At 41.9% G+C, this 15,984-nt stretch carries 12 protein-coding genes; 7 read left to right on the forward strand and 5 right to left on the reverse strand.

Features of this window, described 5'->3' with window-relative positions; all coding sequences use genetic code 11:
- The first annotated feature begins 3 nt into the window (after positions 1 to 3).
- Positions 4 to 1,113: a peptidylprolyl isomerase gene (locus DDV96_RS12720; RefSeq protein WP_116695154.1), complete on the forward strand. Its 1,110-nt coding sequence runs from the start codon at positions 4 to 6 to the stop codon at positions 1,111 to 1,113.
- A gap of 73 nt (positions 1,114 to 1,186) precedes the next feature.
- On the opposite strand, the gene DDV96_RS12725 is transcribed toward DDV96_RS12720, so the two are convergent.
- The gene (locus tag DDV96_RS12725) at positions 1,187 to 2,644 is read right to left on the reverse strand and encodes an aminoacyl-histidine dipeptidase (protein ID WP_116695155.1); all 1,458 of its coding nucleotides are present in this window, start codon (positions 2,642 to 2,644) and stop codon (positions 1,187 to 1,189) included.
- 244 nt (positions 2,645 to 2,888) lie between these two features.
- Between DDV96_RS12725 and DDV96_RS12730 the strand changes: the two genes are divergently transcribed.
- From DDV96_RS12730 to DDV96_RS12745, 4 genes are all read left to right on the forward strand, one after another.
- On the forward strand, positions 2,889 to 3,932 hold the full coding sequence (locus DDV96_RS12730; RefSeq protein ID WP_240607722.1) for a DUF3810 domain-containing protein: 1,044 nt from the start codon (positions 2,889 to 2,891) through the stop codon (positions 3,930 to 3,932).
- An 89-nt stretch (positions 3,933 to 4,021) separates the two neighbouring features.
- Positions 4,022 to 6,982, forward strand: coding sequence for an amidohydrolase family protein (locus DDV96_RS12735; RefSeq protein ID WP_116695157.1), 2,961 nt, complete (start codon positions 4,022 to 4,024; stop codon positions 6,980 to 6,982).
- 6 nt (positions 6,983 to 6,988) lie between these two features.
- Entirely contained in the window at positions 6,989 to 8,281 is a 1,293-nt protein-coding gene (locus tag DDV96_RS12740) for an amidohydrolase family protein (RefSeq protein ID WP_116695158.1), read from the forward strand.
- A gap of 294 nt (positions 8,282 to 8,575) precedes the next feature.
- Positions 8,576 to 10,120, forward strand: coding sequence for a hypothetical protein (locus DDV96_RS12745; RefSeq protein ID WP_116695159.1), 1,545 nt, complete (start codon positions 8,576 to 8,578; stop codon positions 10,118 to 10,120).
- A gap of 446 nt (positions 10,121 to 10,566) precedes the next feature.
- Here the strand turns inward: DDV96_RS12745 and DDV96_RS12750 are convergent, their stop codons facing one another.
- The 3 genes from DDV96_RS12750 to glyA all read right to left on the reverse strand — a co-directional run bounded on the left by DDV96_RS12750 (position 10,567) and on the right by glyA (position 12,714).
- Positions 10,567 to 10,758, reverse strand: a complete 192-nt coding sequence (locus DDV96_RS12750) for a cold-shock protein (RefSeq protein ID WP_116695160.1) — start codon at positions 10,756 to 10,758, stop codon at positions 10,567 to 10,569.
- 128 nt (positions 10,759 to 10,886) lie between these two features.
- Positions 10,887 to 11,411: a lipocalin-like domain-containing protein gene (locus tag DDV96_RS12755; RefSeq protein ID WP_116695161.1), complete on the reverse strand. Its 525-nt coding sequence runs from the start codon at positions 11,409 to 11,411 to the stop codon at positions 10,887 to 10,889.
- A gap of 28 nt (positions 11,412 to 11,439) precedes the next feature.
- Positions 11,440 to 12,714 carry a serine hydroxymethyltransferase gene (gene glyA, locus DDV96_RS12760; protein ID WP_116695162.1) on the reverse strand — a complete coding sequence of 425 codons (1,275 nt, stop codon included), beginning with the start codon at positions 12,712 to 12,714 and terminating at the stop codon, positions 11,440 to 11,442.
- A 200-nt stretch (positions 12,715 to 12,914) separates the two neighbouring features.
- Between glyA and fahA the strand changes: the two genes are divergently transcribed.
- Together fahA and DDV96_RS12770 are read left to right on the forward strand one after the other, a co-directional pair.
- The gene (gene fahA / locus DDV96_RS12765) at positions 12,915 to 14,198 is read left to right on the forward strand and encodes a fumarylacetoacetase (RefSeq protein ID WP_116695211.1); all 1,284 of its coding nucleotides are present in this window, start codon (positions 12,915 to 12,917) and stop codon (positions 14,196 to 14,198) included.
- A 50-nt stretch (positions 14,199 to 14,248) separates the two neighbouring features.
- On the forward strand, positions 14,249 to 15,427 hold the full coding sequence (locus DDV96_RS12770; RefSeq protein WP_116695163.1) for a hypothetical protein: 1,179 nt from the start codon (positions 14,249 to 14,251) through the stop codon (positions 15,425 to 15,427).
- A gap of 10 nt (positions 15,428 to 15,437) precedes the next feature.
- Here the strand turns inward: DDV96_RS12770 and ytxJ are convergent, their stop codons facing one another.
- On the reverse strand, positions 15,438 to 15,836 hold the full coding sequence (gene ytxJ / locus DDV96_RS12775; protein ID WP_116695164.1) for a bacillithiol system redox-active protein YtxJ: 399 nt from the start codon (positions 15,834 to 15,836) through the stop codon (positions 15,438 to 15,440).
- Positions 15,837 to 15,984 lie beyond the last annotated feature (148 nt).

Genomic DNA, 15,984 nt, shown 5'->3' on the forward strand with positions numbered 1-15,984 from the left:
CCCATGAAAAAATCAACTTTATTATTCTTACTGCTCACAGCCCTTACGTTAGTGGCTTGTAAAAGTAAATACCCAGATTTGAACGATGGCGTCTATGCCGAATTTGTAACCAATAAGGGAACTTTTGTAGCAAAGCTGTACAACGAAGCCACGCCGTTGACCGTGGCGAATTTTGTTTCGCTGGCAGAAGGCACCAATGGTATGGTAGATTCCATTTATAAAGGCAAAAAGTTTTACAACGGCTTGACGTTTCACCGCGTGATCAAGGATTTTATGATTCAAGGTGGCGACCCTGAAGGCACTGGACAGGGAAACCCAGGATACCGGTTCCCAGATGAAATTGTGGACACTTTGAAACATGACAAGAAAGGAATTCTTTCCATGGCAAATTCCGGTCCCGCCACCAACGGCAGCCAGTTTTTTATCACATTGAAGCCAACCCCTTGGTTAGACGGCCGCCACACGGTTTTTGGCGAAGTAGTAAAAGGCCAGGAGGTGGTTGATTCCATCGGAAATGTAGAAACTACCAAGCCCGGCGATAAGCCAAAAGACTCCATAGTGATGAAAGAAGTGAACATCATCAACAAAGGAAAGGTCAACGTGCCCCATTTTACCGAACAGATGGAAGAGATCGAAAAGAAAAAGAAAGAAAAAGAAGAACGCATCGGTAAAGTGGCTAAAGATAAAGCCCTGGAGTTTGACAAGCTTCGCGATGAAGCCGAAGAACTTCCTTCTGGCATTAAAATATATTACAACAATAAAGGAGAAGGCGACAAACCTAAAGAAGGCAGCAAGGTGTTGATGAACTACGCTGGTTATTTTGATGACGGCCGTTTGTTTGATACGAACATCTTAGAAGTCGCAGAACAATACGAAAATGTTGACGAAGCGCGTAAAGCTGCACAGCAATACAAACCCGTGGAAACACAATACAGTACCGAAGCACGTTTAATACCAGGCTTTAGGGAAGGTTTGATGCAATTGAGCGTGGGCGATAAAGCGACTGTGTTTATCCCATCGCATTTAGGTTATGGACAAAGAGGGTACCCACCCTTAATCCCTGCAAATGCCGATTTAATTTTTGAATTGGAATTAGTGGAAGTGGTGGAGTAAACAACACGTGCAATAACTAAAAAAAGCCTCTTGAAATACTTCAGGAGGCTTTTTACATTCATTTAATTGAGGCTTATTTCTTCGGAATACGTTGTAACGCCTCCAAAACAAACTTCCAGTATTTTTGAGCAGAAGAAATACTTGCGCGCTCATCTGGGGAATGGGCTCCACGAATGGTTGGCCCGAATGATATCATCTCCATTTCAGGATAATTCTGGCCTAAAATACCACATTCCAATCCAGCGTGACAGGCAGCGACATTAGCCCGTTCGCCGTTCATTTCTTCATATAAAGAATCCAACAATTTCACGATCGAGCTGTCCATATTGGGTGCCCAACCGGGATATTCACCAGAAAATTCAACCGTAAAACCAGCCAGTTCAAAAGCAGCCTGTAAAGCGTTGGCTAAGTTATTTTTAGACGATTCTACCGAAGAACGCGTTAAACACAACACTTCAATCGTACCATTTTCAACCGTGATCTTGGCAATGTTGTTGGAGGTTTCAACCAAATCCTCAATCTCCGGACTCATTCTATACACGCCGTTGTGCGCAGCATAAATCGCTTGAACAAACTTTTTGAAATCATCACATTCCATTACTTTTTTAGGTGCTTCGGAAACTTTTTCAACAGTAATATCCAATTCAGGCTCTAAGTTCTTGTACTCCTCTTTTATTTTGTTGGTGATCGTTTCAACTTCAGCTTTAAACGCATCCATAGTATTTGAAGCGACAGTTACTACAGCAACGCTCTCCCTTGGAATGGCATTGCGGAGCCCACCACCGGAAAGCGAAGCCAAATGAACATAATCCCGTACAGCGTAAAGCACGCGGTTCATAAATTTATTGGCATTGCCCAAACCTTTAATGATGTCCATTCCGCTATGACCGCCTTGCAAGCCTTTTACGGTGATTTTAACCGCTTCGGTATTGGACGGGGTGTCTTTTTCAGCATATTTTTTGGTAGCGCTAATATCCACACCACCGGCACAGCCTACGCCTATTTCGTCGTCTTCTTCAGTATCAAGGTTTAAAAGGATATCGCCTTGCAAAATTCCGCCTTTCAACCCTTTGGCACCGGTCATGCCGGTTTCTTCATCGATGGTAAACAAGGCTTCCATCGCAGGATGTTCAATTGTATCGCTTTCCAAGATGGCCATAATCGTGGCAACGCCCAATCCGTTGTCGGCTCCCAGCGTAGTTCCTTTCGCCCTAACCCAATCGCCATCGACGTACATCTTGATGCCTTCGGTGTCGAAATCGAAATCGGTGTCGTTGTTTTTTTGGTGCACCATATCCAAATGCGACTGCAGGACAATCGGTTTTCTATCCTCCATCCCTTTCGTTGCAGGCTTACGGATAATGACGTTCCCCACCTCATCTTCAATGGTTTCCAAGTTCAGTTTTTTACCGAAATCTTTCATAAAAGCGATAACGCGCTCTTCTTTTTTTGAAGGTCGCGGGACCGCGTTCAAATCGGCAAATTTGTTCCACAATTCTTTGGGTTCTAAGTTTCTTATTTCTTCATTCATAGGCATTCCCTGCAAATGCAGGAATCTCTTTTTAGTTAGACAAAAGTTTAACAAAATTGATTTTTCAGAAAAAGTTCAAACGATCGTTCTAAGAACCTCTGAAAACAGTATCTGTGTATTGAAAGCCAACCACTTTAAATCAATTTTCCGCAAAATTAAGGTTTTAGGGCCGCATTAAAAATTATGCGGTAATCATTTTACTTTGTAAGTTTACGGAATGCAAAAAAAACGGACGCAACTTATTTTGACACTTTTATTATTGGGTCAAATTTTCGCATTGCAGTTGCTGAAATATTTCCCCCAATTTGTTGAGAACTACTACAGTTTGGGGGTCTATCCCATTATTTCAAAAACATCTCGGTATTTGTTTGGTTGGGTACCGTTTTCGGTGGGCGATTTGTTTTATGTTTTAATTTCCATTGTTGCGCTGCGATGGCTTTTTCTGAATTTCAAAAGACTTTGGAAACAGCCGCTCGGTTTCATTTTGGATATCACCGCCGCCATTTCGGTAGTGTATTTTATGTTCCATATGCTCTGGGGGTTTAACTATTACCGCTTGCCGTTGCACCAATCCATCGGTATTGAGGCCGATTATACTACGGAAGAATTGATCGCCACCACCAAGCGCTTGATTTCAAAATCAAACCAAATGCACCGTCAATTGGGCTATGCAGATAGTGTGAAAATCGATTTGCCGTTTACGCAACAGGAAGTTTTTGATATCTCTGACAACGGATACAAAAACCTTGAAGCACAGTTTCCGAAGTTGGAATATTCGCCCAAAAGCATTAAAAAAAGCGGCTGGAGCTTAGGGCTAACCTATATGGGGTACAGCGGTTATCTAAATCCGTTTTCGGGCGAAGCACAAGTGAACAACCTCATAAAAACCTATAAATTCCCGGTAGTAAGCTGCCACGAGCAAGCCCACCAAATAGGCTATGCAGCCGAAAATGAAGCCAATTTCATCGCTACTTTGGCCACTTTAAATAGCGATGATGAATATATACAATATTCCGGTTATATTTTTGCGCTCCGTTATTGCGTAAACGAAATCGCCCGCAGGGATTTAGACACCTATCACCAATTATTGACCACCATCAACCCGGGGATTTTGGCCAGTTATAAAGAAATGCGCGATTTTTGGGCGCGTTATGAAAATCCGTTCGAGGTTTTTTCAAAACATTTTTACAACTATTTTTTAAAAGCCAACAATCAATCCAAAGGCATTAAAAGCTATAATTATATGGTGGCCTTGGTGGTTAATTATTTTGAGGACAAGCCATTTTAAAATTTCTTAATGCTTTGTTAAAATACAAGGGCGTTCTGCCAAAATGCAATAAGTCTGCTATCTTTAGCAACTTAAATTTTGAAAACATAATGAGAAAAACTACCCTCCTCCTACTTTGTTGCTTTTTTTCGTCTTTTATTTTTGCCCAAGAGTACTTCCCAAAGAACGACGGGGTTAAAGAACAAAACAACAACTACATCGCCTTAACCAATGCTACCTTATTTATAACCCCTACCGAAAAGGTTAAAAACGGAACCTTGCTCATTCAACAAGGAAAAGTGGTAGCTTCGGGAAAATCGGTTGTCATTCCTGAAAATTCCGTGATCATCGATTTGAAGGGAAAACACATCTATCCGTCGTTTATCGATCCCTATACTAATTTTGGCATGAAAAAACCAAAAAAAGCAAAACGCAACGGTCGATCGGCACAATACAAACCGTCACGCGATGGCTATTACTGGAACGACCACATACGGCCAGACCAAAACGCCATCGATTATTTTAGTTACGATAAAAAACTGGCCAAGGAATACCGCAACATGGGCTTTGGCACTGTTACCACGCTTCAAATGGACGGTATCGCCCGGGGCACAGGGGTTTTGGTAGCCTTAAACGATAAAGACGGAGCCGCTCAACGGATATTGGACGATGCCTTAGGGCAGTATTTTTCTTTTGAAAAAAGCGTGACCAGCTTACAAAGCTACCCAACCTCCTTAATGGGAGCGATGGCCCTATTACGCCAAATGTACCACGATGCCAGTTGGTACAGTAAAGGAAATATAGCAACAAAAGACCGCGCTCTCGAGGCTTTGTTAAACAATAAAAAGAACGTTGCCTTTTTCGAAGCGGGCAGCAAAAGCAATAACCTTCGGGCCGATAACATTGGGGATCAATTTGGTGTGGACTATATTCTTGTCGGCGGTGGCGATGAATATGAAATGTTAAATAAGACCAAACAAACAAATGCCAGCTTCATCATCCCAATTAATTTCCCGGAAGCATACGATGTAAGCAATCCTTATGCCGCAAAATATATTTCGTTGGCCGATATGCGCGACTGGAACCAAGCCCCAATAAACCCGAAAGTACTTTCAGAAAACGACATAACCTTTGCCTTGACTACGTTCAAGCTTAAAAAACCGAAAGAGTTTACCAAAAAACTGAAAAAAGCGTTTGAATACGGTTTTGACAAAATCAAAGCGTTGGAGTCGTTAACCACCGTTCCTGCTCAACTATTGGGCAAAAGTGATGAAATAGGATCCTTAAAGCCCGGTCGTTACGCCAATTTTTTAATTACTTCCGGAGCCCTTTTCGACGATGAAACCACACTTTATGAAAATTGGGTTCAAGGCACGAAAAACGTAATCAATACCCAGGATCAAAAAGACATTCGTGGTAATTATAAAATCACTTCTGGTGGAAAAACCTATGATGTTGCCATTACAGGTGATGTTTCAAAACCAAAAGCAACCATAAAACTCGGGGATGTTGAATATCCTTCAAAAATGGATTATTCAGCAAACTGGGTAACGCTTTCTTTTACCGATAAAGAAACGAACGAGGTGTTCAGAACCACAGGAATCGTCCCTAAACAAGGAGATGGATTTTCAGGAAAAATGGTCAATCCCGATGGCAGCGAAACCGACTTTACAGCGGTACGGCAAAAAGGAGGCATTTCCGAAGAAAAAACAAAAAAGAAATCCAAAACCGAAAAACCCGAAATCGTGCCCATTACCTACCCCAATATTGGGTACGGTTTTGCAACCAAGCCCAAACAACAGGATGTATTGTTTAAAAACGCCACCGTCTGGACCAGTGAAGATGCAGGCATATTGAACAATACCGATGTATTGGTTAAAAACGGAAAAATAGCCGAAATAGGCCAAAATTTACGTGCCGGAGGTGCCAAAACCATCGATGCGACCGGAAAGCACTTAACCGCAGGTATCATTGACGAGCACTCGCACCTGGCCACCTTGGCAGTGAACGAAGCGGGGCAAAACTCCTCGGCCGAGGTAACCATTGAAGATGTGGTGGACCCCGAAGACATTGGTATTTATAGGGACCTCGCCGGCGGCGTTACTTCTATACAGATTCTGCACGGTTCGGCAAACCCCATTGGTGGTCGTTCGGCTATCATTAAATTGAAATGGGGCGAAGATGCCGATGGTTTGATTTATGACAATTCGCCGAAATTTATCAAATTCGCCTTGGGAGAAAACGTAAAACAGTCCAATTGGCAAAGTTTCAACCGTTTTCCACAGACCCGAATGGGCGTGGAACAAGTGTATGTAAACTATTTTAACCGCGCTAAGGAATACGATGCTAAAAAGAAACGCGGCCAACCCGTTCGGTATGATGAAGAATTGGAAGTATTGGCTGAAATTTTAAACGGCGAACGTTTCATAAGTTGTCATTCTTATGTGCAAAGCGAAATCAATATGTTGATGAAAGTAGCTGAAAAGTTCGATTTCCGTATCAATACGTTTACGCACATTCTGGAAGGCTATAAAGTGGCCGATAAAATGGCTGCTCACGGTGTAGGTGGTTCTACCTTTAGCGATTGGTGGGCTTATAAATATGAAGTAAACGACGCCATCCCGTATAATGCGTCGATCATGAACAGCCAAGGCGTGGTAACGGCTATCAACAGTGATGATGCCGAAATGAGCCGCCGTTTAAATCAAGAAGCGGCCAAAAGCGTTAAATACGGAGGTATGAGCGAAGAAGACGCTTGGAATATGGTTACCATCAATCCTGCAAAACTGTTACACCTGGACGACCGTACCGGAAGCATTAAAGAAGGAAAAGACGCCGATTTGGTCCTCTGGAGTGACAACCCATTATCGGTACACGCAAAAGCAGAAAAAACCATGATCGAAGGCACCACCTATTTCGATTTGGAACGGGACAAGCAAAAGCAAAAGGCAATTAAAAAAGAACGCAATAAATTGATAAAAATGATGCTCGCCGAAAAACAGAACGGTGGAAAAACCAAACCACCCAAAGGAAAGGACAAACGCGAATTCACCTGTGAAACCATAAACTAAGCACTCATGAACGTATTCTATAAAATAACCACGCTTGTAATTGTGTTAATCACTTCGGTGAGTTTTGCACAACAAACACCGGCACCAAAACAAACGCAGGCCATTACCATAAAAGGAGCAACGGCTCATATTGGCGATGGCAGCGTACTTGAAAACAGCACGATTGTTTTTGAAAATGGAAAAATTACCGCCATTGGAACTGCTATTCCTACAAAAGGAAACGTGATTGATGCGACTGGAAAACACGTCTATCCAGGTATTATCGCGCCCGTTTCCACATTGGGATTGGGCGAAATCGATGCCGTGCGTCCCACAATCGATGACGATGAAATAGGCGATATGATCCCTAATGTTAGAAGTTTGATTGCTTACAATGCCGAAAGCAAAGTGGTGGAAAGTATGCGTCCCAACGGTGTTTTGTTGGCGCAGGTTACCCCACAGGGCGGACGTATTTCGGGCACTTCGTCCATTGTGCAACTCGACGCTTGGAACTGGGAAGACGCCGCCGTAAAAGTGGATGATGGCATCCATATGAACTGGCCAAACAGTTTTAAACGCGGCCGTTGGTGGCTAGGCGAAGACCGTGGGTACAAACCCAATAAAAATTACGAAAAGGACCTTGATGAAATTCGTTCTTTTTTGGTAAATGCCAAAGCGTATAAAAATACCAAAGAACAACCTAAAAATGAAGCCTTCAAAGCCATGAAAGGGCTGTTCGATGGTTCAAAAACATTGTTCATCAATGCCAATGGTGAAAAGGAAATGATCGATGCCATTACCACCGCCAAAGAACATGGTGTTAAAAACGTGGTTATCGTTGGCGGTTACGAAGCCCATAAAATCGCTGCATTTTTAAAGAAAAACGATATTTCGGTTTTAATACGGCGCGTGCACAGCCTTCCGCAACGGGAAGACGATGCTTACGACTTACCGTACAGCTTGCCAAAATTATTGACCGATGCCGGCGTACTGGTCGGGTTGCAGGCCAACGGAAGAATGGAACGTATGAACACCCGAAACATGCCTTTTTATGCCGGTCATTTGGTAAGCCAAGGCATGGACAAAGAAAAGGCCTTGCAATTGATTACGGGGAACACGGCAAAAATTTTAGGCATCGATGATTCGTACGGCACTTTGGAAAAAGGGAAAAGTGCCACGCTTTTTATTTCGGAAGGCGATGCTTTGGATATGCGCACCAATATCTTAACACACGTTTTTATAGACGGCCGGGATGTGTCGCTGGAAACCCACCAAACCGAACTGTGGAAACGGTATATGGGGAAGTATGAGGGGAAATAGATATTAGATATGAGACTTGAGACATATGACGTGTGATGCTGAGGTGTGGCCGAAGTCTCTCTTATAGATATCCGGATTTTTGATTATAAATGCTGGTAGCTCATCAGTCAATGTTCGACCCTTTTAAAGTTTTAAACCATATCAGTTCAAGTAAATTTCTAAAAGAAATTTGTATCGAGAACTATATGTACAATTAAAAATCTATATTTCAAAAAGACAGTTCTTTCCCAACTTTCCACACCAAACAATATAATCGTCCGTAAAAAGTTATATTTTTACTGAAAATTATCGTTAATGAAGTATGTTTATGGATTGGCAATACTTGCTTGCCTCGTTTTATGGAGTTCCTGCCGAAATGATTTTGAAAGTGTCCCCAGCACCGGAAACCTTGAATTTTCAAAAGACACGGTCTATCTGGACACCGTTTTCAGCAATATTGGCTCCAGCACGTATAACTTGAAAGTGTATAACCGAAGCGATGAGGACATTAACATCCCTTCCATTCAACTGGCCAATGGCGAAACGTCCAACTACCGTTTAAATGTGGACGGCATTCCTGGAAAATCATTTCAGGATATACAGGTAATGGCCGAAGACAGTATTTTCATCTTCATTGAAACCACTGCCGATATCACCACCCTACCCACCGATGAGACCACCTTTTTATATACCGACCAAATTCAATTTGACACCGGCGGCAACCAACAGAACGTAGAACTGGTTACCTTGGTGCAAGATGCGGTATTCCTGTTTCCTGAGCAACTGGGCGACGGCATTGTGGAAACTTTAAATTTGGGCACCGACAACGACGGCAACGATATTTTAATTGAAGGTTTTTTCTTGGATGATAACGAACTCACCTTTACCAACGAAAAACCGTATGTAATTTATGGTTATGCGGCGGTCCCACCGCAAAAAACATTGCAATTGGAAGCCGGGGCACGCGTTCATTTTCACGCCAACAGCGGGATTTTAGTCGCCAACACGGGCTCCATAAAAGCAAACGGTGCACCAAGCAATGATCCCGAATTGCTGGAAAACGAAATCATTTTTGAAGGTGACCGCTTAGAACCAGAATTTGCCGATGTGCCTGGGCAATGGGGCGCCATTTGGATGACTTCTGGAAGTACCGATAATGAATTCAGCTATACCACCATAAAAAATGGAACCGTTGGCCTGTTGATGGACAATAACGATGGCGATAGAACCCTTACGCTGAAAAACGTACAGATTTACAACAGTGCCAATACGGGTTTGCTGGCACGCACCGGAAATGTATATGGCGAAAATGTAGTAATCAACAACAGTGGCCAGGCCTCTTTAGCAGCCTCGCTTGGTGGCACGTATGAGTTTAACCATTGTACCTTCGCCAATTACTGGAACAATAGTTTCCGAACCTTTCCCAGCGTATTGATCGATAACTATTTTGAAACCGAAACGGGGGCCGAAGCGTATGATCTTGATATTTCCTTTACCAACTGTATTGTCTATGGAAATGAGTCCCGTGAAATTGCCTTGCTTAAAGACGATGGCGGGACGTTTAACTTCAATTTCAGCAACAGCTTGATTCGGTTTGAAGACCCGAACGGTGAGTTTGATGACAACCCGTTATACGATTTTACAAATACAGCACTTTATACCAACTCGGTATTCAATGAAGATCCCGTTTTTCAGGATACAGAATTAAATAATTTTAATATTGAAACCGGAACCTCAGCTGCTGATGGTATTGGAAAACCGGGTGTGCCTCCTAATGTCGATTTAAACGGTGCTCAAAGAGATGTGGAAAACCCGGATGCTGGAGCTTATGAAAGCATTATTTTTCCGGAGGAGAGATAATTATGTTTTGTCATTCCGAAGGAGGAAAGGCCGGGGAATCACAACTGAGTGAAAAGCTAAAGTACCAGTAGAAACGTACAAACCTTCAAGTAGTTCTTAAAATCAAGACATATAGTCTTTGTTTGTTTTTTCCGTCAACGATCTACCATTTTATAACCCGGGTTAATTAGTTACAAAAATATGTGTTGGTGGAAAACACCAACACTGGCAAAAACAATTTTAATATTGAAGCCGGAAATTCAGTAATTGTTGAAATTGGAAAAGGTGGTGTTGGGCCAGAAAAGAATTAAACGGTAACGACAGGCTTTCCCCTTCAAACACAAACCTAGATGCTGGAGCCTATGAAAGAACTGTTTTTCCTGAGGAAGAATAAAGCAGTAAAAATTTCCCATAAAAAAAGCCGCCCAAAATAGAGCGGCTTTCTGTGATCTAAAAAATGAATTTATTTATAGTACTCTTACGTTTACTGCGTTCAATCCTTTTCTACCTTCTTTTAAGTCAAATTCCACTTCGTCGTCTTCACGGATTTCGTCGATTAGACCTGTTGCGTGTACGAAATGTTCTTTGTTTGTTCCTTCTTCAGTGATAAATCCAAATCCTTTAGATTCGTTGAAGAATTTTACTGTGCCTTTTTGCATTGTAATAAATATAATTAATTAATAAAGTGCGAATGTACTGCTATAATTTTTATAAATGGGCATTTTAACAAATTATATTTCAATTATTTACATGTCCCCTTAAAATCAAGGCTTACAGAAGATAAAAATTATTGCTTCTTCAACCACTTTAACCGTAAGCTGGCATTCTTTTCTTCAACCGGTTTTATAATGAGCGTATCGCCGCTAAAAGAAAACCGCCGTTGTACTGTTTTTCCCCATTCGCCGGGGTTGGAATGTGAGAGTCGCGTATGCTCTACAATGCTTTTATGAGTGAGTATTTTGTAATCACCTATATAAACATAGGAACCTGTTAGGTGTTTTAAAGCTGCTTCGGGAATAGTGTCGGTAAAATTGGGAAAACGTAAATCGGTTTTTTCATAATCCTTTTTCAGTAAATGCAATGCCATACTTTTATTGCCGTCGTACAACAAATAGCCTTGCATGCCATTGCGCCACTCGTGCCAATTGCCAAGAGAGTCTTTTTGCTCCATACTTTCAAGTTTCCACAAGCCATGCAATTGGTCTGCTTCGGTTTTTGCCAGCTGCTTTTCTTCACTAATCGTTGTTTTATCCTTGCAAGATTGCACCAATACAATTGCAAGAACCGCAATTATCAAGAGGTGTATTTTCATAAAACTATATGCGTTTTAAAATTTAAAATCAATTTTTAAACAAAGGACGCCCCTCCATCAAATCGTTTACTTTTTTTGAAACTTGCTTCAGAATGGTTTCATCCTCAAAATTGGTTATAACCTCATCCATCAGCTCAACAATGGTGGGCATATCATCTTCAACCAAGCCTCTGGTAGTGATAGCCGGCGTTCCAACACGAATGCCGCTGGTTACAAAAGGCGATTTATCGTCAAAAGGCACCATATTTTTATTCACGGTAATATGGGCTTTGTTCAAAGCTTCTTCGGCGTCTTTACCTGAAATATCTTTGTTCCGAAGATCTATCAACATCATATGGTTGTCCGTCCCGCCACTGATAATGTTATACCCTTTATCTACAAAGGCCTGCGCCATCACGGCGGCATTCTTTTTTACTTGCACCATATAATGCAAAAAGTCGTCGGTCAAGGCTTCACCAAAGGCTACTGCTTTTGCCGCAATGATGTGTTCTAAAGGACCGCCTTGGTTTCCGGGGAAAATCCCACTGTTCAATAAGGTGGACATTTTTTTAAGCTTGCCGCTTTTCAATTTTTGACCGAAAGGGTTTTCAAAGTCTTTTCCCATCAAGATCATACCGCCACGAGGGCCGCGCAAGGTTTTATGGGTAGTAGTCGTACAGATATGGCAATGTGGCACGGGATCGCTAATAATGCCTTTGGCGATCAAACCCGCTGGATGTGCCATATCGGCCACCAAGATTGCATCAACTTTATCAGCTATTTCACGGAAGCGTTTGTAATCAATTTCCCGTGAATAGGCTGAAGCCCCGGCGATGATCATTTTTGGTTTTTCGGCAACGGCAATTTTCTCCACTTCGTCATAATCGATCAAGCCGGTTTCTTTGTCCACGCCATAAAAAACCGGGTTGTAGAGTTTTCCTGAAAAATTCACCGGACTACCGTGGGTTAAATGGCCTCCGTGGGAAAGATCGAAGCCCAAAAACGTATCGCCAGGGTTCATACAGGTAGCGAAAACTGCTGTATTGGCCTGCGAACCACTGTGTGGTTGTACATTTACGTACTCGGCATTAAAAAGCGTTTTGGCTCTATCGATTGCCAATTGTTCTACTTTATCGACCACTTCACACCCGCCGTAATAGCGCTTTCCGGGATAGCCCTCGGCATATTTATTGGTTAAGATAGAACCTGCTGCCTCCAGCACTTGATCGCTCACAAAGTTTTCGGAAGCGATGAGCTCCAATCCATTTAATTGCCGTTGTTTTTCGGCTTTTATCAAATCGAAAATGTCATTGTCTCTTGTCATAATTTTATCTTTATAGGTAACCCTTGTTTTCCAGTATCTACAAACCCAATTAAACTAAGGAATTTGATTGGTTGTGTATGTTTCCGTTAAGGAAATTATAAAATACCACATACCAAGGGCAAAAATACAAAATGGTTGTGGTTAGTCCTTCAGAAATTATATATTTGATACACCTTTTTACAAACTACAAAAAAACGAATATGCCGCTACAAGCAAACGATCCATCCCACACCTCTTGGCTGGAAGTTCCTGAAAACAGTGATTTCCCCATACAGAATATCCCCTTTGGTGTCTTTTTGACCCGTGACGACGTAATTACCATTGGCACGCGTATAGGCGATACCGCAATAGATTTAGGCGCATTGCACCAATTGGGCTACTTTAAGGGAATTGACCTGACCGACGATATTTTCCTACAAGACACCTTAAACGATTTTATAGCCGATGGCCGAAAAACGTGGCGATTGGTGCGAAACCGTATTTCTGAAATTTTCCGTGAAGGAAGCCATACCGAACTGCGCGATAACGAGAAGCACAGGGAACAAGTGTTGTTCAGCCTTGATGAAATTGAAATGCAATTGCCCGTCGATGTAGGCGATTATACCGATTTTTATGCCAGCAAAGAACACGCGACCAATGTAGGTACATTATTCCGTGGTCCTGAAAATGCGTTGATGCCCAACTGGCTGCGCATCCCAATTGGCTATCACGGTAGGAGCTCGTCTATCATTCCATCGGGAACCCCAATAAAAAGACCGATTGGTCAACAAAAACCAGGAGACGATGGTGTTCCAGGCTTTGGCCCTTCAAAATTAGTGGATTTTGAATTGGAAATGGCGTTTATCACCACCGCTGCGAATGATTTGGGAAAACGCATCTCGGTTGAAGATGCTGAGGAATATATCTTTGGCCTCGTGCTGTTTAACGACTGGAGCGCCCGTGACATTCAAGCTTGGGAATATGTGCCCCTTGGCCCGTTTTTAGGAAAAAGCTTTGCATCGACCATTTCCCCTTGGATTGTAACACTTGATGCTTTGGAAGGATTCCGCACCGATGGCCCCAATCAAGATCCAGAACCACTGCCCTACTTAAAACAAGACGGCAAAAAGAATTTCGACATCCATTTGCAAGCAGTGATTCAGCCCGAAGGAGGCGAAGAAAATGTTGTGGCCAACAGCAACTTTAAATATATGTACTGGTCTATGTCGCAACAACTGGCCCACCACACCATTAACGGTTGCAACGTGCGAAGCGGCGATATGATGGGCAGCGGAACCATCTCTGGCCCTACTAAAGACAGCTACGGCTCTATGCTAGAATTGACTTGGAAAGGTCAAAATCCACTAAAGTTAAACGATGGTAGTGAGCGGAAGTTTATAAACGATAACGACACGGTAATTCTTCGGGGTTTCTGCGAAAATGACAAGGTTAGAATAGGCTTTGGCGATTGCAGCGGAAAAATACTTCCGGCCGATCCATTTTAAAGTTTGGCATTACAATTGTATTTTAGCTCTCATAACCAAATTAAAAAATTATGAGAGCTTTTTTATTTTCCATAGTTGCGCTACTGGTTTTTTCGTCTTGTAGCAGTGTGAAACGAAACCAAAAATTTATAGCTGAAGGCGATTACGACCGTGCCATTGACCTTGCGGTAAAAAAACTTCAGAAAGACAAGCACGCCGATAAAAACGACGAACACATCATTCTCTTGGAAGAAGCCTATGAAAAAGCGGTTTCAGAAGACACCAAGCGCATCAATTTCCTGAAAAAAAGCAACGAATCCAATAAATCACAAAAAATCTATTTTCTGTACAAAAGACTGGAGGATCGCCAATTTCAAATACGGCCGTTGCTTCCTTTATATAGCAAAACCTTGGGCAGAAACGCCAATTTTAAATTCAAAGACTACAGCAACGAGATTATTGCCGCCAAGCAAAACTACGTGGCAGACCTTTATACTGACGCCATACGTTTAAAGAACAGGAACACCATTGAAAATTATAGAAATTCTTATTACGTTCTTTGTGACATTCACGACTTGCAGCCCAATTATAAAAACGTAAACACCCTCTTGGACGAAACGCGTTTTTTGGGCACTGACTTTGTTTTAGTATCCTTGAACAACCGGACCAACCAGATCATTCCCCTGCGCTTGGAACAGGAACTGTTGGACTTCAATACCTATGGATTGAACAGTTTTTGGACGGAGTTTCACAGCAAACCTGAAAACGGGATCGATTATACCCACGCCATCGACCTAAACCTGCGAAACATTGCCATTTCTCCCGAGCGCATTTCAGAAACCGAAGAACGCCGTTCGCAACGCATCAAAGATGGATGGGAGTATAAAAAAGATAGAAATGGCGATTTCGTTTTAGACCGTGATGGCAATAAAATAAAAGTGGATACGTATAAAAAGGTTTCTGCATTGTTACAAATCACGGTCCAAGAAAAAGCAGTGCAAGTGGCTGGCGATGTAGTTTATAAGGATTTGTTGAAAAATAGAATCATTAATGATTATCCGTTGGCTTCAGATTTTGTATTTGAAAACATATTTGCTACGTATCGCGGCGATAAAGAAGCACTCTCGACGGAAGACTGGACGTGGGTGCAGAACCGCTTTGTCCCTTTTCCGTCCAACGAACAAATGGTTTTTGATGCAGGCGAAGATCTAAAAGTGCGGTTAAAAGAGATTTTAAAAAATAACTTCTAATAAATTCATACTAAGAAACCAAGGTTTTTAAATGGTTCGCATCAATCCCCTGGTGCGAATCATGATAAACCACTTTGCCGCCCTTTAAAACAATCAATTGCGGACTTTCGTGGTGCACCTTGAAACGGTTGGCAATTTCGGTTGAAATATCCCGGTTTTGTAATAAATCGAGAAAATATAACTTCAACTGGTTTTCATTTAAATCGTATTCTTTTTCAAACTGTTTCAACACCATCCGGCTAATGCCGCAACGGGTGCTGTGCTTAAATATAGCCACAGCTTGTTTTTTCGATTCTTCTACAATTTCATCCAATTGTTCCATTTTCGAAAGCATATGCCAAGGTATTTCAACAATTTCTTCCTTTGCTATATCGCGTTCCGATTTTTTAAACATATCCAAAATTCCCATATCTACTGTTTTTCAACAAAGGTACTATCTATCTAATTGTTTTTTCTGAAATTCTTGCTAAAAGAACAAAATGTTAAACCAGTCATAATGACTGTTAAAACCAAAGCTTTAGCAGACATTTTGTCTTAATTTTAGTATGGCTTATGTT

This window comes from Marixanthomonas spongiae (genome assembly GCF_003095375.1).
Lineage (GTDB): Bacteria > Bacteroidota > Bacteroidia > Flavobacteriales > Flavobacteriaceae > Marixanthomonas > Marixanthomonas spongiae.